Source organism: Pseudomonas sp. GZD-222, from assembly GCF_049310525.1.
GTDB lineage: Bacteria > Pseudomonadota > Gammaproteobacteria > Pseudomonadales > Pseudomonadaceae > Aquipseudomonas.
This window is the reverse complement of sequence record NZ_JBMOWO010000053.1, coordinates 121,961-148,043: the sequence shown is the minus strand read 5'-3', so window position 1 is coordinate 148,043 and position 26,083 is coordinate 121,961. Positions and strand designations below refer to the sequence as shown.

The following is a 26,083-nucleotide window of genomic DNA, read 5'->3' as shown; positions in this document are numbered from 1 at the left end:
CGAAATGGCCTATTTCAAGAACAGCCAGTTGGACATTTGCTTGCCATCGAAGGTGATCAGGTAACGCCCGTCCTGGTAGGTCGCCGCCAGCGCTTTCATCGGCGCCCGCGCCTGGTAGCTGTACAGTTTCAAGCCCGCAGGTGCCTTGATGCTCAAGGTGCCTTCGAGGGGTTCGACATTGAAAGGCGTCATGTCATCGGCTTTCGGCACCGCCCGGGTGCCCAGCGATATCAGCAGCTCCCGTGATTGGCTGAACGGCTTGGCATCAAGGCTTTGCACCACGACACTGGCGTAGGCGGTTTTCACCTGAAGCTGAATGTCGGCCAGGTTGATCGATTTGCCGCCGAGCCAGCCGGTCGCGGCTTGGGTCAGCGGCGTGTCGATGGTGTACAGGCCTTGCTGCCAGTTGCGCTTGAGTTCACCGGTGTCGCTGGTGGACTCGCTGGCGCCGACGTCCAGCAGCGACTGGCCAGGGTCATGCAGCACCTGCGCTTGTGGGGCGACGGTGCCTGGCTGTAGCCAGGGCAGTTCGGCTGTTTCGGGCAGGGCGATCTGCAACTTGCCTTTCTCGATGGCAGTACGCAGCAGCACCGAGTTGTTCGGGGTGATCGGTTGATTGAACAGGGTGTCTGGCGTCGGCGCGAAGACATAACGGGTCGTGGCTTCGTGGACATCGGCCCGACGGTACAGCAGGGCCGCAGCGGGGAGGGTGGCGATCATCGCCGGGTCGTTGTAGGCGTTCCAGTTGCCCGTCCTGATCCAGCCGGCATCGAAGGCTTGCTGGCTGTAGGCATACTGCATCAGCGCATCCCAGCCCTGGTGACTGGCGGTACCGGCAATATACAGCGGCAGAGAATGGCGCTCGGGGGTGGGGAAGGGTTCGGTGTTCCATTCGGTGACCGTCAGCGGCTTTCCCACGACCTGGCCCGCAGCGAGCCAGTTGATCATACCCTCGCTGGTCAACGGGTTCTTCTCGAGCTGTCCGGGGCCACCGTAGCTGTGTGCGTCTACCACGTCGCCTGCGGTGAGCGCCGGCAAGGCAGCCAGACCATTACCGCCCCAGGTGCTGGTGGTGGCGATGGGGACCTTTACACCGATACTGCGCAGGTGCTCGATCATGTCGACGTTGAAGCGTCGTTCCAGGTCGTTGAGAAACAGCTTCGAGGGGCCATACTCCCAGGCGCGCCAGGTTTGTCCGGCCGACAAGTTGTGGCGGTTGGCAAAGGCCCTGGCCTCACCCATGTAAAGCTCACTGTGCTTGGGTACATCCTTGTCCGGCAACAGGATATTGCCAAAGTGCTGGGTGATGTCGTTCTCGTTGGTGATCAATACCGCGGCTATTGCCGGATCGTCTTTATAGGCAAGGCCGGTGAAGGCGTTTACATGGGTCAGGTAATCCTCGGCAAAGCGCTTCATCGCTTGCTGGAGTGTGATGTTCACGTAGGCGTAGCCTTTGAGGCCGGCTCTACCCTGGTCTTGTGGCAATTCCTGGAACGCATAGATGTTGTCGTTGGCGGTGAGGGCGCGTTCCACGTGCATATCGAGCCAGACATAAATGCCTTCGTCTTTGAGGCACTTGATCCACCAGTCGATTTTCTTCAGCGCGGCTGCGCTCAACTGCTGGGTATCCTCAATGGCGTCCGCCTGGCCAAACATGTTCGGGCTGACCCATGGCGAGTCATGGTGATGCAGGCGCACGAGATTGAAGCCCAGTGCCGACAGGCGTTTGGCCTGTTGCTTGATATCAAGGTCCGAGGTGTTGAAGATCGCATAGGCCGACACGTTGGTGCCCCAGAAGCGCGCCGGGGTGTTATCGGCAAACAGCAGTTGTTCGCCGGCGGCTTTGACGAAGCCGCGCTTACCGGCCGGTTTCTCCGAGGCATTGAGAAAAGACAGATCGACCGGTGAGGTTCGCCAGTCGAGCTGGCCGTCTGGCCATGTGGCAGGGTCTGCCAGGCCGAACCGTTCACTCGGGGTCTGGCCCAGGGCAATGTCACCGCTGAGGTTCAACACTGCTTTGACTTGTTGACGACCGGCGGGGATCGAGCCCTTGTAGAAGAACGCACGCACTTGCGCACTGTTGCCCTGCTCGAAATACACCTTCGCCAACGGCGGTTCGAAGCGCATCTCCAGGCGCCGGCCCTGGCTTTTCCCCCAGGACCAGCCGCGATTGTCGGGTAGCAACACAGGGTCACCCATTTCCCCTGCGATCAGCTCCGGGTCGAACTGGAAAACCATGCCGCCGCCCTCAACCTTGGACTTCTGGCTGTGGGCATTGAGCTCGAAAGTCCAGGTCAATGTCTGCGATGACTGTTTAAGGATATCGGCCTGCAGATCGAATTCCAGGCTCTTGTTGCTGGCCGACAATGTATAGCTGTAAGGCGCATTGACCTTGAACTCAGTGGGAAAACCGGTCCAGCCCCAATCAGCAGCCCAGAAGTCGAATCTGGAAGTCATCGCCGGACCACCGCCGCGGGTCAGGACCGGAAGGCCATTTTGCTCTTCTACGCTGACGGTCCAGTCGCTTGCCCCGCTAATCAACGGCAAGATGGCCAGGCAAACGCATGCCGAAACCCGCATGAAAGGGCGCAAAGCACGTGAGGTCATCGACATTACCTGGGTTGAAGGCCGGCACGGAGAAGGTTTTCGGTCTGGGTGTACCTGAGCCTGCGGATCATCTGGACATAGGCCGCGCCCACGCCGGCGACCGACCAATACACCACGGGAATCACGGTGATGCTGCTGACGGTAAAAATGATCACCAGGATCCCGGCCAGCGTTGCCAGCAGCGCCCGTCCGAGCTGTCGCTGTTCATCGTCCCTGTCGGGAAATGTGCGCATGGCCTTGCGAATCCCCAGCAACACGCTGGCAAAGAAAGCGACGAACAGCGCCAGCCCGATCAGGCCTGTGCGTAACGCCAGGCTGACGTAGGTATTGACGATGTCAATGATGCCCTGGCCTTGAATCATCGATAGCATTTCAGGGGTGTTGCGATAGTCGAATGAGCCGAACAAGGGGTTGCGCTGGATCACGATCCACGAATTGTCGAGCAGGCGTTGGCGGTAGGTGATGTTCTCTTTTTCCAGGTTGCCAACGAAGGGCAGCAGGTCGAGTACCTTTTCCCCTCCGGGGGCCAGGGTCAGCAAGGGGATGGCCAGCACCCCCGCGAGGGCAAGCAGGGTCAGGCGCTTGACCGCGCCCCTGCCGGTCGCGATGAACGCCGCAACGATGATCACGGCACCGATCCACGGGCCACGCGACAGCGGCGCGATCAGCCCGGCAAACAGGAGCAGGGCGCCGAGATAACGCTGCCAGCGACTGCGTACATAGCCCTGGACGAAGAGGAAAAAGCCGATCGCCACACTGATAACGTAACCCAGGGCAATGGCCTGGCCGGTTGTGGCGCTGGCGCGCAATGAGTTGCCACGGCTCAGGTAGTTGGACATGCCCCACTGCACACCCATGGCGTCGGTCAGGGCGTTGTACAGCAACCAGTGGCGGCTGAACTCGGCGACGCCGATGATCGCCAGGACAAAAGCGGCGAGCACGAACGCCAGCAGGGCATCCTTGAAATCACTCAGATCCTTCAGCGTCCGGCTGGCGACGTAATAGGGAAGGAACACGTCGACATAGAGGTAGAGCGTCTGGCGCAAGGTATCGGTGAGGGTGGTCTCGCGCAGGTACAGCAGGTTCATCAATACCAGGCCGGCAGCCAGCAGCTTGTCGGACCAGGTGCGGCCGAAGGCCAGGGTATCGCTCTGTTTGCTCAGGTACAGCGCAGCAGGTAGCAGCACACTAAGCGTGAGCAGGCGAAGGTGGTTGAGCTCGAACAGGTAATTGATCACCCCGAAGCCGGGAATCTGCACCGACGCCGGCGGTATAGCGAAAAGCAGCAGGAAGAACAATGCCATAGGGTTGTGTTCGCGTCGTCCTGCGAGCGTCAGCATGATCGTCATGGCTGCGGCGTACAGCCAGAAACTGTGGGAGAAAAAGGCCAGAAGGGTCACGGCGAACCACAGGTTACGTCGCCGCTTGAAGTCGCGGTACGGAATCAGGTCTGTTGCAGGCCGGCGGGCAAGGATGAAAACGATGCTGGCCAGAAACAGAATGACGATAAGCGCACGAAAATGTTCAGGCATTGGCGATGGGCACCTGTCCCTTGGTGGATGACGGCTAGCATCATGGCTAATTGAAACTATAGTGACTTCTAGCCATTCAGTCAGAGATTGATGTCATGCCGTCGATTGATGTGTCAGCACCGGTGAGCCTCAAGCGACGCGCAATCTGGGCGGGGGCCTGGAACGTACTGTCACTGGTGCTATCGCAAGTCCTGCGCTTGGGCGGCAACTTGATCATTGCCCGCTTGCTGGTCCCGGAAATGTTCGGTGTGATGGTCATCGCCACCACGGTTTCCGTACTCCTTCACCTGCTATCGGATGTCGGTTTACGCCAGAACATTATCCAGAGCCGACGCGGCGACGATCCGCTGTTTCTCAATACCGCCTGGACGGTGCAGATCATCCGCGGCTTTGTGCTGTTCTCACTGACCCTGCTGCTGGCCGTAGCTTCCTGGCTTGCCCAGCTCGCCAATCTGTGGCCTGAGGGCTCCACCTATGCCGCACCGGAGCTGCCGTTGGTGCTGGCGATCACCGGCGTATCGGCAATCATCTTCGGCTTCCAATCGACAAAGATAGATGTCGCGGTGCGAACTTTCCAACAGAAGCGCGTGGTGCTGATCGATCTGACATCGCAGGTCGTCGGATTGGTGGTGATGTTGCTGATCGGCTATTTCACCCGCTCGATCTGGTCGCTGGTGATCGCCAGCGTGTTGGCGTCCTTGGCCAGCACTGTCCTTGGCCATGTGGCGCTGCAGGGGCCGCGTAACCGCCTGCAGTGGGATCGCTCGGCACTGACCGAGCTGGTCAATTTCGGGCGCTGGATCCTGGTGTCGTCGGTTGTCGGCGTGCTGGCCATGTATGGCGACCGCATCTGGTTCGGTGCCAGCATGACCGCGGCGCAGTTGGGCGTGTACTCGATTGCTGTGCTGATTCTCGGTTCGATCCAGACCGGCCTGATGAAGCTGTTCGGCGCTGTGGCCCTGCCGGCCTTCAGCGAAGCCGCCAGAGAGGGCGACAGTGAACGCCTGAAGGCGCTGTACATGCGCTTCAAGTTGCTGGTTGACCTGGTCTCGCTGTTTGCCTGCGGTGCGCTGTTGACCGCAAGTCCGATGCTCATTGGCTGGATGTACGATGAGCGGTATGCCGAGGCAGGCACTATCCTTGCGATATTGTCGCTGTCGTTCCTGGTGTTGCGCTACACCCTGGCGCACCAGGTCTGGCTTGCCATGGGACTGACGAAATACCAGGCGATCGACAACATTATTCGCCTCGTCTCGCTATGGGGACTGCTACCGTTATTGTTAGCCATTGGTGGCGTGAACTATGCGATCTGGGGGGTGGCCCTGCATACGTTCCCGACGCTGGTGTTGATTGTCTACGTCAATCGCAAGCTAGGTATTTTCGACCTCAAGCGCGAGCTTGCGGTGCTCCCGATTGTAGCCGTGGGGGCGTTGTGTGGAGTGCTGGCAACGAGCTTTTTCAACTGGCTGTAAGGCGTACCCGGTTACTTCTCTAAAAACGACAAATGGTATAGGTCTTGGGATCATGGGGAAGCTTCAGTTTTGTACTCCGCTATTAGATCGCAGGGGCTTTCTGGGCAGTTGTGTGGTGCTGGGCGTTGGCGGGGCGGTGTTCGGCTTCTCTGCAGGCGTTACTCGCAAGCCTGCCGAGAAGACCGGGTTTGTCGTGATCAACGGTTGGGTGTTGCCCTCTGAGTACTTCCGGAACGCGCAGGCATGATCAAGGACTATCAAACGCAAAAAGCGCTGGGTGACGCTTATGACTTTGCCATCATCGGTGCAGGTCCGGCGGGCATCACGCTGGCACTGCAACTGGCCAGGGCCGGTTGGCGCGTAGTACTACTCGAGGGCGGCGGGCACGAGTTCTCACCTCGCTCCCAAGCATTTTATGCGTGTACTTCGACGGGCCTGGAGATGTACGCCGAGGAAACGCGCTTGCGCTATCTAGGCGGCACCTCCAATCACTGGGCAGGCCGCTGCCGTCCTTTCGAAGTCTCTGATTTCGCCGTCTCGCCACCTGGTGACTTACCCGGTTGGCCAATCCCTTATGCAGAAATCGAGCGCTATCTGCCCGCGGCGATGGATATCGTCGATCTTCCGCAAGGGGCAAGCTTTCAGGCGCGAAACAGCGGTTTGCAGGGGGGCGAGTTCGATGCTGACCGCTTCCTGCTCAGCCCGCCGACACGTTTTGCGCAGAAATACGCAACGGCGCTCAACGAGACGCCGGGGCTTGATGTCTTTATCAATTGCAACTGTGTCGATCTTGAGTTCGACCAGGCATCAGGGCGCCTGGCGGCGGCAGTGGTGTCGGATTACGACCTGCACCGCGAGCGGCTGGTGGCAGGCAATTTCATCCTGGCCACGGGTGCCATCGAGAATGCCCGGCAACTACTCAACAGTGAGTCTTTGCTGGCGGCGGGTATCGTAAACAAGCAAGGTCTGGTGGGCGGGTGTTTCATGGAACACCTGAATATCGACATGGGTACCTTCATATTAAAAGAAGGGCAGGGCACCGAGCCTCGCGAGTATTACACCACCGATGCTTTTATTACCGAGTACCGTTCGGGTAAAGGCAATGTGGCCACTTCGGTGCTGTCGGATGTGCGCACTTACGGCAGAACCGCCGAGGTCAAACACTTTCTTGAAAACCTCGCCTGTGAAATGGGCGTCGCCAGCAAAATTGAATTCATTGCCAAGTTCAGCTGCCCAGGGGACGGCGTGATCAGCACCATGATCGAGCAGTTTCCCAATGTACACAGTCGCATCTCGCTGCTGGACGAGAAAGACCCGCTGGGGGTCGCCAAAGTGAATGTCAATTGGGCGGTAAGCCCTGACGACAGGCACACCATCAAGTGCATCGGCGGTGAGATCGCCAAGCAGTTTGCCGAGATGGGGCTAGGTTTTGTCAAACTCAACGATTTCGTCTACGACACCGCCGTGCCGCTGAAGATCGCCCCGCATGCCCACCATATGGGCACCACGCGGATGGCGGCTTCCGCCGAGTCCGGTGTTGTCGATGCCAACTGCAAGGTGTTCGGTACGGAGAATCTCTATGTTGCCGGCAGCAGTATTTTTGCCAAGGGCGGTGCTTCCAACCCGACCATGCCCCTGCTGCAATTCGCGTTAAGGCTAGCCGACCATCTCAATGAAAAAATGAAGTTGGCTAGCGCCAAGGCTGTTTGAACAAACGGGAAAACACAGCAGGTTTGCGGGGCGAACAATAGCGCGGTTGATTATAGGTAGAGCAATTCGGTCAGCACCAACAAGAACGAGACCGGATTCGACTCAGGGGAAGTCCATATTTGCTCCACTTGCGAGGATGGCAGAATGTTTGGATGGATACGCAACGCAATGACCTATTACGTCAATTCAACCGGGCGTGGCAGCCCGCTCTACAAGAGGCTTTGCAATCCGAATGCCTGCGAGTGGGGCGTCTACTTGAGCCGCTGGGGAAGATTTCATTCGGTCGGCAATCATGTACATATCAGTAGCGGCTGCAATATCACCGACCCGACCCTGGTACGTATTGGCAGCTATGTAGGGCTGTCGGATTGCACCTTGATCGGCCATGACGCGGTGGTTGCCCTGATTGAAGTGCGCTACGGCAAGCATCTGGACTCGGTCGGCTACATCGATATCAAGGACAATTGCTTTATTGGTCATGGCGCCATTGTCATGCCACGCGTGACCATCGGCCCCGACTCGATTGTCGCCGCGGGTGCTGTCGTCACCAAAGATGTTCCACCTGGCATGGTAGTCGGCGGAAATCCGGCAAAGGTTATCTGTAGCACCGAACAGCTGGTTGAACGGATCGAAGAACGCTGCGCTGCCTACCCCTGGATGGACATGGTCAAACAGCGCAATGGCGCCTATGACCCTGAACTGGAGCCAACACTTGTGGCGCATCGGCGACAGTATTTCTTCGGGGACGGTAACAATGGCTAGCAAGCCTGTCGATGTGATGGTGGTCAACTTCAACACTGCCGGCTTGTTGCAGCCGATGTTTGACGCGCTGCGCCAGGCCGATAGCGAAGCGCTTGCCAGTTATCTGGTGGTGGACAACGCCTCGAACGACAACTCGCTGGAATGCCTGTCCAGGGTGTGCCCTGAGGCGTTGTTGCTGAGCAATGAAAAAAACGTCGGCTTTGGGCGTGCCAACAACCAATTGCTTGAGCATCTGCAAGGCAAGTACGCGCTGCTGCTCAATACCGACGCCTTTGTCGCTGCCGACACCCTTGGCAAAACCATCGCGTACATGGACGCCCACCCTGAGTGCGGCGTCCTCGGTGTTCGCCTGGTGGGGCGCGAGGGCGATCTGCAACCCAGCTGCCGCTACTTTCCAACACCGTTGAACGTCTTCGTTGCACGCACCGGGCTGCGGCGCTTTTTTCCGTGGCTGAAAATGGTCGACGAGATGAGCTGGGACCACGGTTCGGTCCGTGAGTGCGACTGGCTGCCAGGCTGCTTCTACCTGGTGCGCCGCGAAGTCCTCGATCAGGTGGGACTGTTCGACCCGCGTTACTTCCTCTATTACGAGGAAGTGGACCATTGTAAACGTGTTAAAGAGGCCGGCTGGAAGGTGGTGTTCTATCCGCATACCACGGTCGTGCACATTGGTGGCGAAAGTTCCAAATCGGTTGCCGAGCTGGAGGCGGCCAGTCGCCAGATATCCAACTATCAGATCGAAAGCGAACTCCTGTATTTCCGCAAGCATCACGGCGTGCCAGGACTGGCCTTGCATATGCTGCTGGTGAGCCTGGGTGATCTGCTGCTGGCGCTCAAGGCGCTGTTGAAAGGACGCGGCTGGGCGGCGATCAGGGCCTGTTGGCAGCATACCCGTGCCACCTGGTCGCTGTTGGTCGCTACCCGCTTTGCCAGCCAACCCACAAGGTAGGTGAATTGATGTTCGAGAACATACGTGCGGACTTGCGTGCATACCGTGGCGACTGGGGCGCCCAGGGGTTCTGGGTGATGCTGGTGTATCGCTTCGGACGCTGGCGCTACGGCGTGCGTCCGGCGTTGCTGCGCAAACTGTGTTCCTTCGTCTACAAAGTGCTGTTCAAGCTGGTGCAGATCGTCACGGGGATCGAGTTGCCGTGTGAGGTGGTGGTCGGCCGCAACTTCGTCATCGACCATTTTGGCGGCATTGTCATCAGCGGCTATGCACAGTTCGGCGATGACTGCCGTATTCGCAACGGCGTAGTAGTCGGCCTGAAGAATGTCGATGAACCCACCGCACCGATAATCGGCAACAACGTTGATATCGGTGCCGGGGCCAAAGTGCTGGGCAATATTCGCATTGGCAACAATGTGATTATTGGCTCCAACGCGGTGGTATTGATCGATGTCCCGGACAATTCACTGGCCGTTGGCGTGCCAGCGACTATAAAGGTGAGAAAGCCCACTGAAGTAATGGAATACACCTGAGTCAGCCAGTTGATCGTCGCGAGTGAGGCCCATGGTGAAAGGCATTGGCGTTGTGGTTATCGGTCGTAACGAAGGCCAGCGGCTTGAACGCTGCCTGGCTTCGCTGGAGGGTAGCGCGGACAAGGTCGTTTACGTCGACTCGGGTTCGGTGGACGGTTCGGTGCAGATGGCGCGGCAGCGCGGCGTCGAGGTGTTGGCGCTGGATATGACACGTCCTTTTACTGCAGCACGTGCGCGCAACGAAGGCTTTGCCCGTTTGCAGCGCCTGTTGCCGACCATGCGTCATGTGCAGTTTGTCGATGGTGATTGCGAGGTCGCCGCTGGCTGGTTGCCCAAGGCGCAAGCGTTTCTGTATGCCCATCCTGCGGTTGCGGTGGTGTGCGGGCGGCGGCGTGAGCGTTTTCCGCAACGTTCGGTTTACAACTTGCTGTGTGATCTGGAGTGGGACACGCCGGTCGGTGAGGCCAAGGCCTGTGGCGGAGATGCGCTGATGCGCGCTGACGCCTTCGCCGCCGTATCCGGGTATCGCGCCAGTCTTATCGCCGGAGAAGAGCCTGAGTTGTGTGTGCGTCTGCGCGCCGCTGGCTGGAAGATCTGGCGTCTGGCCGAGGAAATGACTCTGCACGACGCCGCCATGACCCGTTTTGGCCAGTGGTGGCAGCGCAGCCTGCGTGCCGGCTATGCCTTTGCCGAGGGTGCGTACCTGCATGGCGCCGCTCCGGAACGTCACTGGCTGCGTGAGTCGCGCCGCGCCTGGCTGTGGGGCTTGGGGCTGCCGCTGGCGATTGCTCTTGCCTGTGCGTTGCTGGGCAGCTGGGGGGTGTTGTTGCTGTTGATCTATCCGCTGCAGGCCGTGCGCCTGGCACGCCGCGGTGGCCGGTCGGTGCGCGAAAACTGGCTGCAGGCCGTCTTTCTGGTGCTGGGCAAGTTCCCCGAGATGCTTGGGCAGGTCAGGTTTCTATTGAACAGATTCGGTGCCGGCAAGACGGTATTGATCGAATACAAGTGAGAATTTTATGAGTAATCGATCGATATTCAAAAGCGTCCTCACCTTGCAACCCGGCTATTCATTACGGGCGCTGAACAACAAGTTCAAGTTGCTGGTAGCGATGGCCAGAGAGTGGCCAGCTCTGCGTGCGTTTTCGCAGCGCATGTCCAATGCGCTGGGCAGCGACTGTTTTGACCGGTTGGGCGATGATTGCATTGGCATCGTGCAGTGGCCCTACATCAGCAAGTGCTGGAATGCCCAGGCGCGGCTGGCGGCAGTGGCTTCGCACTATGAAGTGGTCACCCGACAATTTCCGCCGCTGTTGCTGTTGGGGCGTGACGACAGCCTGACCCTGTGTGACCTGTCGAGCTATTCCAGTGGCTGTACCCTGGTCCTCGATCGGCCGATATGGTTCAAGCGTGAAGGCGAGCTGGTACTGAACGTATTTCAAGGCGATCTGCGCGTGGCATCGATCGCCTTTACCTTGAGTCGCACCGAAGAGGGGCTGTGTCTGTTTATCGGCGCAGTCCAGGGCATTCACAAAGGCGTAGACAGCGAAACCTCCCTGACCATCTACCGGGAGCTGACCAAGGACTTTGAGGGGCTGCGCCCCAGAAGTTTTCTGATCGAAGCGCTCAAGTGCGTTGCAAGAACCGTGGGGGCCGCCCGGATCTACGCCGTCGGCGACGACTACCGGCACCACCGGCATCGCTACTTTGGTGTTGAAAAGGCCCAGGACCTGGCCGCTAATTACGATGTCATCTGGCTGGAAAATGGTGCAACACCTTCGGCGCGCGAGGACTTTTTCAATATTTCCCCAGGCCCTTCAAAGCGTGCGGCAGAGGACATTGCGCCAAAAAAACGCGCAATGTACCGCCGGCGCCAGGCGTTGCTGGATGACGTTTTTAGCCAGATTGAGGGAGCTCTGGCTGGCACTGAGGGGCAAAGGCAGTTGCAGATGCATCGCCAGCGTCTTGGCGCCGCGCTGGTGCTGCAGGAATTCCACAGCACGCCGACTATCACGCCGTTGACGGCAAGGCTTGCATCGTTAATTCGACGGCTTGCAAGCGAACCGCGGGTGGACCAGCGATTTTTCGCCTACGTGCACAAAGCCGGGTTGTATCCAACCCTGAAAAAGGCCTGGCGGGAGTTGTTGAAGCAGGGGCCTGGCCTGCTGTGGAAAGCACCTGATGGACAGCGTAAGCACCTGCCTCTGGGCAACCCCGGCGTAGCGGCCAGCACGTTGTTCGCCAATGAGGTGGTGTTGATCAGCGAGCTCGACCTGTTGCAACGTCCCAAACCTCGCGTTGCCCAGATACAGCAAGCACTTGAGGGCCTGGGCTACCGATGCCGCACGCTTGACTGGCGCGAGCACAGCGCTTGTCTGAATGCGCTGCAGATGTGTTCGGCGGTGATCTTCCATCGGGTGCCGGCCTTGGCGCAGGTGTTGCTGGTGATCGAGGAGGCAAGTCGACTCAGGGTTACCTCCTATTGGGACGCCGATGAGTTGATCTTCAATCCGCAGGCGTATCGCCAGAGCAATGATCTGAGCGCGTTGAGCGACGACGCCATCTGCAACGTGCTAACCGCCGTGGCGTTGTACCAACAGGCTTTGCTGTCGTGTGACCGGGCCATTGCCTCGACACCCGCCGTGGCGCTGGCAATGACTGAGGCCGGAGCCAAACAGGTTACGCTGGTCGAACAGGCCCAGGATGCCGAAGCCGACAGCAGCCGGTGGAAGCCGCTCAGCCAGCTCTTTCCGGCGCAGGCGAGCCCGCGCGCCAGGCGCGTGTTGTCAGCAAACGTATTCTTTTCACCGAGAAGCTATGGTGGCGCCACGGTCATTGCCGAGCAGATGACGCGACTGATGGCCGACACTGCGCAACTGCAACCGTTCGTGTTCACCTCCTTGCCGGTAACGGACGCCGCGCCCTACGGCCTGGTGAGGTACGAGGTCAACAAGGTGGCGGTCATCGGCATGGGACTACCGGATCTACGCTCCGAATACTTTGAAAATCCCGCGACCATCCCGGTGTTCGAGGCCGTGCTCGCCAGTGTTGCGCCAGACCTTGTGCACTTGCATTCGGTGCAAGGGCTCGGGGCGCAACTGGCGGAAAGTTGCCGCAAGGCCGGCATTCCTTTTGTGGTGACCTTGCATGACACCTGGTGGATCTGTGGCCGTCAGTTCATGATCAACAAGCAGGGGCAGTACTGTGGGCAAACCAGGATTTCCAGCGACGTCTGTGCGAAGTGCGTAGACGATCCCACCCTGAACGATTACCGCCAGCAATGGCTGGCAAACATGCTGAAAAAGGCCGACCTGTTGTTGGCGCCGAGCAAGTTTGCCAGGGACCTGTATGTCGCCAACGGCTTTGATGCCACGCGGATCCGGGTCAACAACAATGGCATCTTCGCGCCTGCGGCCAACTACCGCAAACAACCGGGCAAGCGCCTCAGATTTGGCTATGTCGGCGGCAATGTGTCGATCAAGGGGGTGACCTTGTTGGCCCGTGCCTTTGCCGCGCTAGACCGCTCGGACTATGAGCTCAAGGTCGTGGACAGCCAGCTGCACCTTGGCTTGCGTTCGTTCAAGCGCGACAGCATCAAGATTCCCGGGACCGTCACCTTCATTCCTGGCTATGCCCAGGCCAACATGGACGCGTTCTATTCCGGCATCGATGTACTGCTGTTTCCGACGCAATTGAAAGAAACCTTCGGTTTGTCGGTGCGCGAAGCGCTGGCCCGCGACATCTGGGTGATCAGCACCCAGGGCGGTGGAACGGTTGAAGATATCGTTGATGGCGTCAATGGCACCATCATCCCGCTGAGTACGGATGAAAAGTACTTGCGCCAGGCACTGTCCGACGTGCTGGAGAATCAGCAGCGCTACCTCGAGCATCGCAACCCGTTCAAAGCCAGTATCAAGTTGTGCAGCGACCAGGCCCTGGAACTCCAGGGGATCTATGAAGACGTGCTCAAACAGGCCTCGCTGTCGAGGGCATCGGCATCAGGTCAGCCATCAGTGATTGCCAGCCTGAGGTAGAGGGCCGGTCGCAGTTGAGGCAGGTCTGATCATTCATTACGCGGCATTCATTCGGGCTCCTATGCGCATTGCTTATTTCATCAATCAGTATCCCAAGGTCAGCCATAGCTTCATTCGCCGCGAAATTCTGGCGTTGGAACGCCAGGGCATTGTGATCCAGCGTATTGCCTTGCGTGGTTGGGATGGCGAGCTGCAGGACGCCGAGGATGTTTCTGAGCGGGACAAAACCCGCTATGTACTGCAAGACGGCATCAAGGGGCTGCTAGTGCCGTTGCTGCAGGTGTTGCGCGCTCGGCCACGGCATTTTTTTTCGGCGTTGTGGCTGGCCCTGCGCATGGGCTTGCGTGCCGACCGGCCCTGGCCCTATCACCTGGTGTATTTCGCCGAGGCGTGCCGTGTTGTGCAGTGGTTGCAGGGCTTTGGCGCCGAGCATGTGCATGCGCATTTCGGCACCAATTCAACCGAGGTGGTGATGCTGGCCAACGTACTCGGTGGGCCGGCCTACAGTTTTACCGTGCATGGCCCAGAAGAGTTCGATAAACCACAGTTTTTGTATCTGGGTGAAAAAGTCCGGCGCGCGGCGTTTGTCGCGGCGGTCAGCTCCTACGGGCGCAGCCAGTTGTTTCGCTGGGTGGCGCATCAGCATTGGGCCAAGGTGAAGGTGGTGCATTGCGGCCTGGAACGGGCGTTTCACGAGGTGCCCGCAGTCGCCGCCCCGAGTGTGCCGCGACTGGTGTGCGTGGGGCGTTTGTGTGAGCAGAAGGGCCAACTGCTGTTGCTTGAGGCTGCGCGCCTGCTTGCTGCCCGATCGGTGGCGTTCGAGATCGTCCTGGCGGGCGATGGAGAAATGCGCGCGGATATCGAAGCGCTGATAGTGCGCCATGAGCTGCAGGCACATATACGCATCACCGGCTGGATCAGTAGCGCGCAGGTCCGCGAAGAAATTCTCGCCGCCCGCGCCTTGGTATTGCCGAGCTTCGCCGAGGGTTTGCCGGTGGTCATCATGGAGGCCATGGCCTTGCGCCGTCCGGTGCTGACGACCTATGTGGCCGGTATTCCCGAGCTGGTTCGCCAGGGTGAGAACGGTTGGTTGTTTCCTGCCGGCGCGGTGGAGGAGTTGGCCGCAGCCATGGCGGACTGCCTTGCGCAACCGGTCGACATTTTGCAGCGAATGGGTGAAGCGGCTTATCAGCGCGTGTTGCAACGACACGATATCGATAGTGAAGCGGCCAAGTTGGTCCGCTACTTTAAGGCGACAGCATGACTATTTTGCTGGGTTGGCTGCTCGGAGCAGTCGCGGTACTCACGCTCCTGCCGGTGTTGGTGCTGTTCACGCAAGTGCTGCTGGCCTGCCTGCCGGCGCGATCCGGGCAGCAACCGAACGGAGCGCGGCCGCGCGTGGCGGTGTTGGTGCCTGCGCACAACGAGTCCTCGGTCATTCTTGCAACGCTCGCCAGCATTCGCCCACAGTTGTTGGCGGGTGACCGGTTGCTGGTAGTGGCGGACAACTGCACCGACGACACCGCCGCGCTGGCCCGCTCGGTTGGCGCAGAGGCAGCCGAGCGTCACGATGAACACCTGCGCGGCAAGGGCTATGCCCTGGATTTTGGCGTGCGTCATCTGGCCGGGGATGCCCCCGAGGTGGTGATTATCATCGACGCCGATTGTCAGGTAAGCGAGGGTTCTGTTGACCATCTGGCGCGCAGCTGCGCCAGCAGTGGGCGACCCGTGCAAGCACTGGATTTGATGTGTGCACCGCCAGGCGCGGGGCTGAAAGTCCAGGTTGCCGAGTTCGCCTGGCGGGTGAAGAACCTGGTGCGGCCTCGCGGTTGGGCGCGCCTGGGTTTGCCCTGTCAGTTGATGGGGACGGGCATGGCGATCGCCTGGCGGGATCTGGCGTCGATCGATTTGGCCACCGGGCATCTGGTCGAAGATTTGAAGATGGGCCTGGCGTTCTGCCGCAACGGCAAGCCGCCTTTGTTTTGCCCGGACGCCCTGGTCACCAGCTATTTCCCACGCAGCGATGAAGGCCTCACCACCCAGCGCGCGCGCTGGGAGCGTGGTCATCTGAGCGTGCTGCTGGGGGATGCGCCGACATTGCTGAAAGCGTCGGTCTTCCAGCGCAATTGGAACTTGCTGGCGATGACGGTCGATTTGATGGTGCCACCCTTGGCCTTGTTGGCCTTGACCCTGCTGGGGGTATTCGGCGCCTCATGGTTGGCCTTTGTGCTGTTCGATGTGCTGGCGCCAGCAATGATAGCCACAGGCGCGATGGCACTGTTGTGCGTTGCTGTGTTGTTGGCGTGGAGTCGCTTCTCTCGTGAGGTAATCGGGTTTTCTGTCTTGCTGTATGCACCGTTCTATGCGGCGAGAAAGATACCCCTGTACCTGGGCTTTTTGATCAAGCGCCAGGTTGAATGGGTGCGTTCGAAGCGGGATGACAGCTAATGGGTGATACAGCGACGCAGAAAAGCTGGAAAGTGGTTGTCGAGAAACTTCGGGTGGTCATTAACTCGGATGACCAGCAAGCACTGGTTCAAACGTTGTCCGCACCGACGGCGCCAACAGTGCTTGGCTTCGTCAATGCCCATGCAATGAACCTGATGGCAGGCCATGCCGACGACTTCAAGGCGCTGTCGGCGCCTGACGTGTTGCTCCGGGACGGCGTTGGCATTGCGATTCTGTTTCGGCGCCTGGGCCTGGATCCCGGCTTGAACATGAACGGCACGGACTTCATCCCTCAGCTACTGTCGGCATTCAAAGACCGGCGTGTGGCGTTCTGGGGGACGCAGGAGCCATTCCTGACCCAGGCAGCGCAGCGCTGCCAAACGCAGTTCGGTGTGCAAGTGGTGTCGGTACACCATGGCTTTGCCGAGGCGCAGACCTACATCGAGCTTGTCCGGCAAACGCAACCGCAACTGATTGTGCTGGGCATGGGCATGCCCAAGCAGGAAGCCGTCGCTGCCCGGCTGGCGGCTGTGGGTCAGCCATGCCTGATCGTGTGCGGCGGGGCGATTCTGGATTTTCTCGGCGGCAAGGTATCCCGAGCGCCTTACTGGTTGCGCAGGTTGCGCTGCGAGTGGGTGTATCGTTTGATGATTGAACCAAAGCGCTTGTTCAAGCGTTATGTGGTTGGCAATCCGTTGTTCCTGTTACGTGTGTTTTTTTACACAAGGGCGGCACAAGAGGGCTCCCGGGAAACGCCGGGGCCTTTCTAGGGGGCGTAATCCGATCGACGGATCGTTTGAATCAGCCAAAATGCACGGCAGAGAGGATTCCGTCGGCGACGCCGGCGGGGTGGTGCTACAGTGATATCAAACGCCCGTTCAGGGCTGGGGGTATTGGCAGCGCCCTTTAATATTTTTGTATCAATGCATTGCTGGTTTAATTGTTCTTAATGTTGGGAAGACGTTTAGCATCTCAATGATGAGGTCTAATAATGGTTTTCGAGCCCAGAAGTAGCCGCTCCCTACTCCAACGAAGAAGCAGTGTCAGCAACGCCATTCAGGCGGGTCTCGACGGTATTGCCGTGACGGGCGTTGCCTGGTACCTGATCAATGATCAGATCGGTTATATAACCTCTGATTACGTCATCATGCTCCTGCTGTTGATTGGCGCATTGGCGGTTATTTACGATCATTACGCCATTTACCGAAGTAACGTCGGGCTTACCATTAAAGCCTTCAGGCTTTTCAAAGCATGGTCGGCGACGTTTTGTTTTCTCGTGGTCATGGCGTTTCTGACCAAGCAAAGCGATAAGTACTCACGATTGCTGATGGGGGAGTTATTTGTCATCGGCTATTTTGTCCAGTTGTTCCTGCACTTCGCCGTGCGCGAGGTGCAAAAGCGCTTTCTCGCGCCCGCTTATCGCTTGGAAAACGCCTTGATCATCGGCTCGGGTGACCTGGCTGCTTTCCTCCAGCAGAAGATAAGTAATAACCCGTGGTTTGGTGAAAGAATTGTTGGCTGTATCTTGAGTGGGGAAGGAGATGATGGCGGGAAAGATGCGGAGGGGAAGAGCCGTTTAACGATATTGGGGGGTATTTCCGATCTTGATGAGATTGTCGTTAAACATGCAATCAGAACGGTCTATCTGGTTACGCCGCTTAGCGGTTCTGCGGTGATTAATGATGTGTACTTGAAGTTGCTCGATAAGTGCATTGCGGTTAACTGGGTGCCGGATATATTCTCTCTGCGTTTGATTAATCACAGTGTTCGTGAGATTTCCGGAATTCCCGTGCTGACGTTGTCTGAAACGCCTTTGACCGGGACGAGCCTGTTTCTGAAGAACCTGGAGGACAAAGTTCTGGCAGCACTTATCTTGCTGTTTGCATCACCTGTGCTGCTGGCGATTGCTGTTTTTATCAAGCTCGACAGCCCGGGCCCGGTGTTCTTCAGGCAAGAGCGTATGGGCTGGACCGGAGAATCTTTCCGAATCTGGAAATTCAGAAGCATGGTCGTTCATGAACCGGAAAATGGTGTGGTCAAACAAGCGCAGAAGAATGATGCGAGGTTGACCCGGGTCGGTGCGTTTATCCGCCGAACCAGCCTGGATGAGCTGCCGCAGTTGTTCAATGTGTTGATGGGCGAGATGTCCCTGGTCGGGCCGCGCCCGCACGCACGTCAACACGATACGCAGTACTCGCAGGACATCGTCGACTACTTCGCCCGACACAATATCAAACCCGGTATGACCGGCCTGGCTCAGGTACGTGGTTTCAGGGGTGAGACCAAAGACATCGAGCAAATGATTCAGCGTGTCGACTCCGACATCGAGTACATCAACAACTGGTCACTGTGGCTCGACTTCGTGATTCTGGTGCGTACGCTCAATGCCTTCACCGGCAAGCATGCTTACTGATGACTTGCCGCTGCGTGTAAGGCCCGGAAGCTTCCGGCTTCTTCAACCAACCAGTCATGCACCGCCCGGGCGCTCGGGTGCGCCAGGCCACCGGGCGGATACAGCAGCACATAGCGTTTGTGGTTGGCGATTGGCAGGCCGAACGGCACGATCAGGGTGCCGCGCTCCAGTTCGTCATTGAGCAAGGTACGCCGCGCGATGGCCACGCCGATGCCGGCAATGGCCGCTTCGATGGTCAGGTGGTTGCGGTTGAAGGTGTGCCCACGGCGCACGTCCAGGCCACTTGCGCCAATCCCCTCCAGATAAAACTCCCACTCGGCATATTCCGAACTGCCGCGCCAGGCGGTGATGTCATGCAGCAATGGATAGTGCGCAAGGTCGTTGGGGCCATGCAGGGGCGGGCGCCCGCGTAGCAGGGCCGGTGAGCACACCGGGAAGATCTGTTCGTCAAGCAGCGGTGTTGAATGCATGCCCGGGTAGCTGCCGTCGTTGAGGTCGATGGCCAGGTCGAAGTCACCTTCATGCAAGGCCTGGCTACTGTCCTCGGCCACCAGGCGCAGCTGAATGTCCGGGTAGCGTTGCTGCAGGCGTGGCAGGCGCGGGGTCAGCCACTTGGCCAGGAACGAGGGGATAGAACGCAGGCGCAGGGTGCCACGGATCTCGCCGGCGTCCAGACGCAGTAGTTCGGCGTCGATACTGCCGTAGGCTTCGCTGACAGTCTGCGCCAGGCGCTGGCCCTCGGCGCTGAGCTCTACGCCACGGGCACGGCGCAGGAACAGACGAAAGCCCAGGCGCTCCTCCAGCTGGCGGATCTGCTGACTCACTGCGCCGGGGGTGATGTGCAGTTCTTCGGCGCAGCGGGTGAACGACAGGTGGCGAGCCGCACAGGAAAACACGTGCAACCAGACGTACATCTGGCCATTCATCTGTCGTCTCATCGTTTAGTTCTACTAAAGGCTTGCTTAGAAAGTTTCGTTGGTCAATGCCACGGTGACCGGGCAGTATCGCGCAACTTCGCGACATCCTTCAATTTTTTCACAACGCCGCCGGGTGGCATTCGTCGTTTGAGCGTGCAGGCATTAGTATGGCTATCAGTGTTTTTGACCTTTTCAAGATTGGTATCGGACCCTCCAGTTCGCATACCGTAGGCCCGATGCGGGCGGCTGCGACCTTTGCCCAGGCCTTGCGTGAGCAGGGCTTGCTGGCGCAGGTCAGTCGCGTAGAGGTGCGCTTGTATGGCTCGCTGTCGGCCACCGGTGTCGGTCACGCCACCGACCGTGCCTGCTTGCTGGGGTTGATGGGTGAGTGGCCCGACCAGATCGACCCGCAGCGTATCGAACCGCTCATCGCTCAGTTGCACGACAGCCAGGTGCTGCTGCTCGACGGCAGTCATCGCGTTGCCTTCGATTGCAGTCGCGACCTGTTGCTGCTCGACGAAAGCCTGCCGTACCACCCCAATGCGATGACCCTGGAAGCGAGCAGCGCGACCGGCTCGTTGCTGCAGCAGACCTATTACTCGGTCGGCGGTGGTTTTATCGTCGAGGCGGCGCAGATTGGCGGCGCGGCTGACAGCGCCGAACAGGTCACGCTGCCCTACGACTTCGACAGTGGCGCCGAACTCCTGGCGTTGTGCAAACAGCACCAGTTGCGCGTCAGTGAGCTGATGATGGCCAATGAACTGGCCTGGCGCCCCGAAGCCGAAGTGCGCAGTGGCTTGTTGAAGCTCTGGGCGGCGATGCGCGAGTGCGTGGACAACGGCCTGCGCAACGAAGGCATCCTCCCGGGGGGGCTCAAGGTCAAGCGTCGCGCGGCCAAGTTGCACCGCAGCCTGCAGGAGCTGGGCAAGCCCAACGTGATTGGCTCGACCTTGAGCGCCATGGAGTGGGTCAACCTGTTCGCCCTGGCGGTCAACGAAGAAAACGCCGCCGGCGGGCGCATGGTCACCGCGCCAACCAATGGCGCGGCGGGGATCATCCCGGCGGTGCTGCATTACTACATGAAGTTCAACCCGGATGCCTGCGACAACGATGTTGTCGACTTCCTCCTCAGTGCGGCCGCCGTGGGCATCCTGTGCAAGAAGAACGCCTCGATCTCCGGCGCTGAAGTGGGCTGCCAGGGCGAGGTCGGTTCGGCCTGTTCCATGGCTGCTGCCGGGCTTGCCGAAGTGCTTGGGGCCACGCCGATGCAGCTGGAGAATGCGGCAGAAATTGCCCTTGAGCATAACCTCGGCCTGACCTGCGACCCGGTCGGCGGCCTGGTGCAGATACCTTGCATCGAGCGCAACGCGATTGCCGCGGTCAAGGCCATCAATGCCGTGCAGATGGCCTTGCGCGGTGATGGTGAGCACTTCATTTCCCTCGACCGGGTTATCCGCACCATGCGTGATACCGGTGCCGACATGCATGCCAACTACAAGGAGACTTCGCGCGGCGGCCTGGCCGTCGCATTTGTCGAGTGCTAGTAGGAGCGGATTTATCCGCGATGGACTGCGCAGCAGGCCCAATTGGGGCCGCGCCGCGCCCCATCGCGGATAAATCCGCTCCTACAACAACAAGTTATTCATAAGCAACAAAAACAACTACAAGGCAATATCGATGACTGATGTAAACACCACCACCCACCTGGGTGCGAGCACGGCTGCGCCCGCACAAAGCAAGACCTGGAACCGCCACGACACCACCTGGGTCCTGGGCTTGTACGGCACCGCCATTGGCGCCGGTACCCTGTTCCTGCCGATCAACGCCGGGGTAGGGGGCTTCTGGCCGCTGCTGGTCCTGGCGCTGCTGGCGTTCCCGATGACCTATTACGCGCACCGCGGCCTGACCCGCTTCGTCCTGTCGGGCAAGCGCGGCGGCAGCGAAGACATCACTGAAGTGGTTGAAGAACACTTCGGTGTCGGCGCCGGCAAGTTGATCACCTTGCTGTACTTCCTGGCCATCTTCCCGATCCTGCTGGTGTACAGCGTGGCGCTGACCAACACCCTGGGCAACTTCATCGAACACCAGTTGCACATGACCCCGCCACCGCGGGCCCTGCTGGCCTTATTGCTGGTGTGCGGCCTGATGATCGTGGTGCGCAGTGGCCAGGACATTATCGTCAAGGTCATGAGCCTGCTGGTCTATCCCTTTGTCGCAGCGTTGCTGCTGCTGGCCCTGAGCCTGATTCCCAACTGGAACGGTGCATTCTTCGCCCAGGCCTCGGAAGGCATGCCGCTGGACCTGTTCCTCAAGACCTTGTGGCTGGCGATCCCGGTAATGGTTTTCTCCTTCAACCACTCGCCGATCATCTCGGCATTTGCCGTTGACCAGAAGCACCGCTACGCAGAGCACGCCGACCAGAAGAGCAACCGCATCCTGGCCAGCGCCCATGTGATGATGGTGCTGACCGTGATGTTCTTCTGCTTCAGCTGCGTACTGGCGCTGAGCCCGGCGGACCTTGCCGCGGCCAAGCAACAGAACATCTCGATCCTGTCCTACCTGGCCAACCACTTCCAGACCCCGGTCATTGCCTATGTCGCGCCGCTGATTGCGCTGGTGGCAATCACCAAGTCGTTCCTGGGGCATTACATCGGTGCCAGCGAAGGCTTCCAGGGCATGATCGTGAAAAGCCTGCGCAGCCGCGGCAAGCAGTTGCCGGCCAAGCGCCTGGAGCAACTGACCGCGCTGTTCATGGTCCTGACCTGCTGGGCCGTGGCCACCCTCAACCCAAGCATCCTCGGCATGATCGAGAGCATCGGTGGGCCGATCATCGCCTGCTTGCTGTTCCTGATGCCGATGTACGCGATCCACAAGGTGCCGTCGCTGCGCAAATACTCCGGCAAGATCTCCAATGTCTTCGTGGTGTTGATCGGCCTGATCACGCTGTCGGCGATTGTGTATTCCTTCTTCGCCTGATCCCGTCGTTCTAAACGCGGGACACTGCAAGCTGTGATTGCACCTTCCCCTGCGCAGGGTCTGACGCTAGTGTAAACACACTCGCGTCAGGCCCTTTTGGCTTGGCCATCGCAAAGGAAGCCCCGCAGATGACCGATTCGACTGTCCACGCCGAACTGGGTGAGATCCCGTACACCGTCAACCTGTCTGCTGGTGTGAACCAGTGGCTGGCCGACGAAAACCAGGCGCTCGGTGGCCACGACGCCGGGCCCAATCCGCATCAATTGTTGCTCTCGGCGTTGGGCGCATGCACCGCCATCACCCTGTCGATGTACGCACGGCGCAAGGAGTGGCCGTTGCAGCATGTGCATGTGCAACTGGATATTGTCAAAGAAGAGAAAACTACGCCTGTGCGCACCGAGATCAAGCGTGTCATCGAACTGCACGGTGATCTCGATGCGGCCCAGCGTGAGCGTTTGCTGGGTGTGGCCAACGCCTGTCCGGTACACAAGCTGCTCAGCGGCAGCATTGTCATCGACAGTGCGTTGAGTGACTAACGCGCCTCGCTCTTGAACTTGACGAAGCTGCGACGCATGTCCGAGGCCCAGCCGTCGAGCACCGGTTTGACATCCTGCACGGTCAGTTTGGTGGTGTCGTTCTCAAGCTCCTTACCGGCGCCTTTACGCACCACCTGGGCCAACACGGCATTGTTGCCGCCATCGAGAAATGCCGCTTCGGTGGCGATGTCGACATCCTGGTCGCGGCCACCGGCTGCGGTGTTGACGGCCGCTGCCACCAGCGCGATCGGGATCACTTCATAGGGTTTGAGCCCTTCAGTATGGGTCGCCACTGCGGTAATCGCCGGGCGCACCACCAACACATTCGGCCCAGGTCCTGTGGCCAATGGCACGACCGCGCCCAACTCACGCTTGAGCGCGGTGTCGTAGTAGCGGGTAATTTCTTGCAGCGTTTGTGTCGAGATCACCGCCGTAGGTTGCGGCTTGGGGTAGAACTGGCTGGGCTCAATGTAGACCTGGCTGTAGTGGTCGGTCTTGAGGTTGGGGTCGATCCAGCGCATTACCGGTGCACCGGAAATGCTTTCAGCCTCCTTCAAGCGGCTGTAGTCCTTGAGAAAACCGGAGTACTGGCTGGGGTCGACGCGGGAGCTGGCGCAACCGGCCAGGGCAATGAGTGTGGCGCACAAAAGCGTAGAGCGCAGCGTTGGCTTCATAGCAGGTAGATCCTCGACAGATGACATGCAGTCTACGCTAGCAGGTAGGCGGCGCTTGGCCAGCACGATGCGACAATTTTGTGCGTGCAATCCCTGCCCAGCGGACTGAGACTGCGTACACCCGGGTGCAGCAGCAAAATCGCTCACCCGAGTGTCTGCGACGCGGTTCGGGCGAGCTGCGGCATTGCGCTGGCGGCGAAGGGCTCGAGTCGGTAACGTGGTCGCAGGACTGCGTCACTCGCTCATGGATCGAGACCTGCTATTGACCTTAAAGTACGTGAGTATGGACACCAAAAGAGCGTCAAATTTTACCTATCAGGCGGTGTACCGCTATCTGGTCGAACTGATAGAGGCCAGCGATCCACAGACCGAACAGCGACTGCCGTCGTTGCGCCAACTGGCATTGCGTCTGAACGTTTCAGTGTCCTCGACCAAATACGCCTACTCATTGCTCGAGGATGAAGGGCGGATCTACGCCCGCCCCAAGTACGGTTACTTCACCCGGGCGATGCCCGGCCCGCTGCTGGGTGAAGACTCGCCCAACCTGCTCGACAATGTCTTCACCAATGCCCGGCAGCCGGGCATGCTGGCCTTGAGCAGCGATGCCCCGGCCATGCTGTTGTCGCTGGAAAAGCCGCTGCTGATGATCGAGCGTGAGCTCGCGCGCCAGTACCCGCGCTCGCATGCGCCACTTTACCAGCCGTTTGGTGAGCCGGAGCTGCGCAGTGTTTTGGCCGATCGTTACACCTGTTCGACCCGTAGTTACTGGCAGGCCGAACACGTGTACATCGGCTCGGACCTGCGCAGTGTGCTGGAAATCGCCCTCAACGCGTTGCAGCTCGAAGGCAGTGTGGCGCTGGTCGAGTCGCCGTGTTCCTGGGCGGTGCTGCGCCAGTTGCAGGCTGCCAGAATCAGAGTGATCGAGGTGGCGCTGGGTGACAACGGTCGTTTCGACCTGGTGGCCCTGGAGCGGATCCTGCGTCAGGAGCCGGTGCGCCTGGCGGTGTTCTCTTCGACCATGAGCATTCCCCATGGCGGTCTGATGCCGGTGCAAGACAAGCAGCAGATCTGCCGCTGGCTGGCGGAACGGGACGTCTGGCTGTTCGAGAATGACAGCTATGGCGAGTTCTGCTTCGCCCCGGGCGCCAGTCGTTTTCGTGACTTCGCCGACCCGCAGAAGCTGCTGGTGTTTTCAACCTTCGACAAGATCATCGGCTCCGAGGCGCCGTTCGGCTACTTGCTCTGCCGACGGCATATTCCGCAACTGCACCGGTTGTTTCTGGAGCGCGCCTTTCGCTTGTCACCGATTCGCCAGAAGGCGATTGCCAAGCTGTACAGCTCACGGCGCATAGACCAGCACCTGATTGCCCTGCGGGCGCTGTTGCAGGATCGCATGCGTTGCATGAAAGGCTTGTTGCTGGAGCATGTCCAGGAGCAGTTTCACATCATCGAACCGCAGGGGGGCGCTACCTTCTGGCTCGAGGCCGCACGCCCGGTGGACATGCGGCAGGTGTTCGACTGCTTGCTGGCGCAACGTGTGGTTATCGCGCCCGGGGAAATTTTCAGTCTGCAGGGCACCTGGCGGCACCACCTGCGTCTGAGCTACACCCTGGACTGGTCCAAGGATATTCCCCAGGCATTGCAGCGATTGGCCCAGGCTACCGCCAATGCATGTTAAACCCCGTAGCAATGACGGATTTCAGGGAAGCGTCCATTACGAACCTCTTCGGCGTACTGGCTGCAGGCATCACGAATGACGGCGCCGACATCGGCATAACGTTTGACGAAGCGTGGCAGCTGTTCACCTCCCAGGCCCAGCAGGTCTTCGGTGACCAGTACCTGACCATCGCACGCCGGTGATGCGCCGATACCAATGGTGGGCACACGGATGTCTTGGGTGATCTGGCGCGCGACACCTTCGGCGACACCTTCGAGCAGCAGGCTGAAGGCGCCAGCGGCAACTGTCGCATGGGCATCCTCGACAATGCTCGCCGCGCCTTCGGCCGTCAGCCCCTGGGCTTTGAAGCCGCCCATGACATTGACGAACTGCGGCATCAGCCCGACATGGGCCATGACCGGGATGCCGCGAGCGACGAGGAACTCGACGGTACCGGCCAGGGCCTTGTTGGCTTCCAGCTTGAGCGCGTCGCAGCCGGTGCGCGACAGCACCTGGGCGCAGTTGCGAAAGGCCTGTTCGTTGGACTCCTGGTAACTGCCAAAGGGCATGTCGGCAATCACGCAGGCCTGGCGAGTGCAGTCGACCACCGCCCGGGTGTGGGCAATGGTTTCGTCCAGTTGCATGCTCAGTGTCGACGCGCGGCCGTAGCCGACCATCGCAGTGGAATCACCGACCAGGATGAAATCGACGATAGGGTCGATCAACGTGGCAATAGAGCTGGTGTATGCCGTCAAAGAGACGATTTTCTGCTGGCCTTTCATGGCCACCAGTTGCGGAACCGTCATGCGCTTGGTGCGGATAGGTGTGCTCATCAGTGTTTTCCTGTGATGTGGGTAAACCCCGGC

Annotated in this window: 20 protein-coding genes and 1 pseudogene; 16 read left to right on the top strand and 5 right to left on the bottom strand. The window is 59.4% G+C overall.

Annotated features, from left to right (window positions below):
- Positions 1-9: 9 nt before the first annotated feature.
- Both ACO6VD_RS09685 and ACO6VD_RS09680 read right to left on the bottom strand, forming a co-directional pair.
- On the bottom strand, positions 10-2,607 hold the full coding sequence (locus ACO6VD_RS09685; RefSeq protein ID WP_422418618.1) for a cellulase family glycosylhydrolase: 2,598 nt from the start codon (positions 2,605-2,607) through the stop codon (positions 10-12).
- 5 nt (positions 2,608-2,612) lie between these two features.
- Complete coding sequence (locus tag ACO6VD_RS09680; protein ID WP_422418617.1) at positions 2,613-4,139, bottom strand: O-antigen ligase family protein; 1,527 nt, start codon at positions 4,137-4,139, stop codon at positions 2,613-2,615.
- A 95-nt stretch (positions 4,140-4,234) separates the two neighbouring features.
- Between ACO6VD_RS09680 and ACO6VD_RS09675 the strand changes: the two genes are divergently transcribed.
- The 12 genes and pseudogenes from ACO6VD_RS09675 to ACO6VD_RS09620 all read left to right on the top strand — a co-directional run bounded on the left by ACO6VD_RS09675 (position 4,235) and on the right by ACO6VD_RS09620 (position 18,457).
- Positions 4,235-5,611 (top strand): oligosaccharide flippase family protein, encoded by a 1,377-nt coding sequence (locus tag ACO6VD_RS09675; protein WP_422418616.1) that lies wholly within the window; start codon positions 4,235-4,237, stop codon positions 5,609-5,611.
- 243 nt (positions 5,612-5,854) lie between these two features.
- The gene (locus tag ACO6VD_RS09670; protein ID WP_422418615.1) at positions 5,855-7,321 is read left to right on the top strand and encodes an FAD-dependent oxidoreductase; all 1,467 of its coding nucleotides are present in this window, start codon (positions 5,855-5,857) and stop codon (positions 7,319-7,321) included.
- A 144-nt stretch (positions 7,322-7,465) separates the two neighbouring features.
- A complete protein-coding gene (locus tag ACO6VD_RS09665) occupies positions 7,466-8,083 on the top strand; it encodes an acyltransferase (RefSeq protein WP_422418614.1) in 618 nt (205 codons plus the stop codon).
- Entirely contained in the window at positions 8,076-9,032 is a 957-nt protein-coding gene (locus ACO6VD_RS09660) for a glycosyltransferase family 2 protein (protein ID WP_422418613.1), read from the top strand. The genes ACO6VD_RS09665 and ACO6VD_RS09660 overlap by 8 nt, the downstream gene beginning before the upstream one ends.
- A gap of 8 nt (positions 9,033-9,040) precedes the next feature.
- Positions 9,041-9,565, top strand: coding sequence for a serine O-acetyltransferase (locus ACO6VD_RS09655; RefSeq protein ID WP_422418612.1), 525 nt, complete (start codon positions 9,041-9,043; stop codon positions 9,563-9,565).
- Between the two features lie 31 nt (positions 9,566-9,596).
- Complete coding sequence (locus tag ACO6VD_RS09650; RefSeq protein WP_422418611.1) at positions 9,597-10,574, top strand: glycosyltransferase family 2 protein; 978 nt, start codon at positions 9,597-9,599, stop codon at positions 10,572-10,574.
- A 7-nt stretch (positions 10,575-10,581) separates the two neighbouring features.
- Positions 10,582-11,511: pseudogene (locus ACO6VD_RS09645) on the top strand (DUF535 family protein); the annotation flags it as partial.
- Positions 11,512-13,596 carry a glycosyltransferase family 4 protein gene (locus ACO6VD_RS09640; protein ID WP_422418689.1) on the top strand — a complete coding sequence of 695 codons (2,085 nt, stop codon included), beginning with the start codon at positions 11,512-11,514 and terminating at the stop codon, positions 13,594-13,596. It begins immediately after the preceding pseudogene.
- Between the two features lie 61 nt (positions 13,597-13,657).
- Positions 13,658-14,860 (top strand): glycosyltransferase, encoded by a 1,203-nt coding sequence (locus ACO6VD_RS09635; protein ID WP_422418610.1) that lies wholly within the window; start codon positions 13,658-13,660, stop codon positions 14,858-14,860.
- A complete protein-coding gene (locus ACO6VD_RS09630; protein WP_422418609.1) occupies positions 14,857-16,044 on the top strand; it encodes a glycosyltransferase family 2 protein in 1,188 nt (395 codons plus the stop codon). The genes ACO6VD_RS09635 and ACO6VD_RS09630 overlap by 4 nt, the downstream gene beginning before the upstream one ends.
- Positions 16,044-16,814: a WecB/TagA/CpsF family glycosyltransferase gene (locus ACO6VD_RS09625; protein WP_422418608.1), complete on the top strand. Its 771-nt coding sequence runs from the start codon at positions 16,044-16,046 to the stop codon at positions 16,812-16,814. Before ACO6VD_RS09630 ends, ACO6VD_RS09625 begins: the two co-directional genes overlap by 1 nt.
- A 221-nt stretch (positions 16,815-17,035) precedes the next feature.
- Positions 17,036-18,457, top strand: coding sequence for an undecaprenyl-phosphate glucose phosphotransferase (locus ACO6VD_RS09620; protein ID WP_422418607.1), 1,422 nt, complete (start codon positions 17,036-17,038; stop codon positions 18,455-18,457).
- Here the strand turns inward: ACO6VD_RS09620 and ACO6VD_RS09615 are convergent.
- A complete protein-coding gene (locus tag ACO6VD_RS09615) occupies positions 18,451-19,395 on the bottom strand; it encodes a LysR substrate-binding domain-containing protein (RefSeq protein ID WP_422418606.1) in 945 nt (314 codons plus the stop codon). The two genes, ACO6VD_RS09620 and ACO6VD_RS09615, sit on opposite strands and share 7 nt — an antisense overlap.
- 146 nt (positions 19,396-19,541) lie before the next feature.
- Between ACO6VD_RS09615 and ACO6VD_RS09610 the strand changes: the two genes are divergently transcribed.
- From ACO6VD_RS09610 to ACO6VD_RS09600, 3 genes are all read left to right on the top strand, one after another.
- Positions 19,542-20,918 carry an L-serine ammonia-lyase gene (locus ACO6VD_RS09610; protein ID WP_422418605.1) on the top strand — a complete coding sequence of 459 codons (1,377 nt, stop codon included), beginning with the start codon at positions 19,542-19,544 and terminating at the stop codon, positions 20,916-20,918.
- 133 nt (positions 20,919-21,051) lie between these two features.
- The gene (locus ACO6VD_RS09605; protein WP_422418603.1) at positions 21,052-22,350 is read left to right on the top strand and encodes a serine/threonine transporter; all 1,299 of its coding nucleotides are present in this window, start codon (positions 21,052-21,054) and stop codon (positions 22,348-22,350) included.
- A 128-nt stretch (positions 22,351-22,478) separates the two neighbouring features.
- Positions 22,479-22,886 carry an OsmC family protein gene (locus tag ACO6VD_RS09600; RefSeq protein ID WP_422418601.1) on the top strand — a complete coding sequence of 136 codons (408 nt, stop codon included), beginning with the start codon at positions 22,479-22,481 and terminating at the stop codon, positions 22,884-22,886.
- On the opposite strand, the gene ACO6VD_RS09595 is transcribed toward ACO6VD_RS09600, so the two are convergent.
- Positions 22,883-23,560 carry a DUF3313 domain-containing protein gene (locus ACO6VD_RS09595; RefSeq protein WP_422418599.1) on the bottom strand — a complete coding sequence of 226 codons (678 nt, stop codon included), beginning with the start codon at positions 23,558-23,560 and terminating at the stop codon, positions 22,883-22,885. The genes ACO6VD_RS09600 and ACO6VD_RS09595 overlap by 4 nt on opposite strands.
- A 283-nt stretch (positions 23,561-23,843) precedes the next feature.
- Between ACO6VD_RS09595 and ACO6VD_RS09590 the strand changes: the two genes are divergently transcribed.
- Positions 23,844-25,238 (top strand): PLP-dependent aminotransferase family protein, encoded by a 1,395-nt coding sequence (locus ACO6VD_RS09590; protein WP_422418597.1) that lies wholly within the window; start codon positions 23,844-23,846, stop codon positions 25,236-25,238.
- Here the strand turns inward: ACO6VD_RS09590 and panB are convergent.
- On the bottom strand, positions 25,235-26,050 hold the full coding sequence (panB, locus tag ACO6VD_RS09585; protein ID WP_422418595.1) for a 3-methyl-2-oxobutanoate hydroxymethyltransferase: 816 nt from the start codon (positions 26,048-26,050) through the stop codon (positions 25,235-25,237). The genes ACO6VD_RS09590 and panB overlap by 4 nt on opposite strands.
- Between the last annotated feature and the right edge of the window lie 33 nt (positions 26,051-26,083).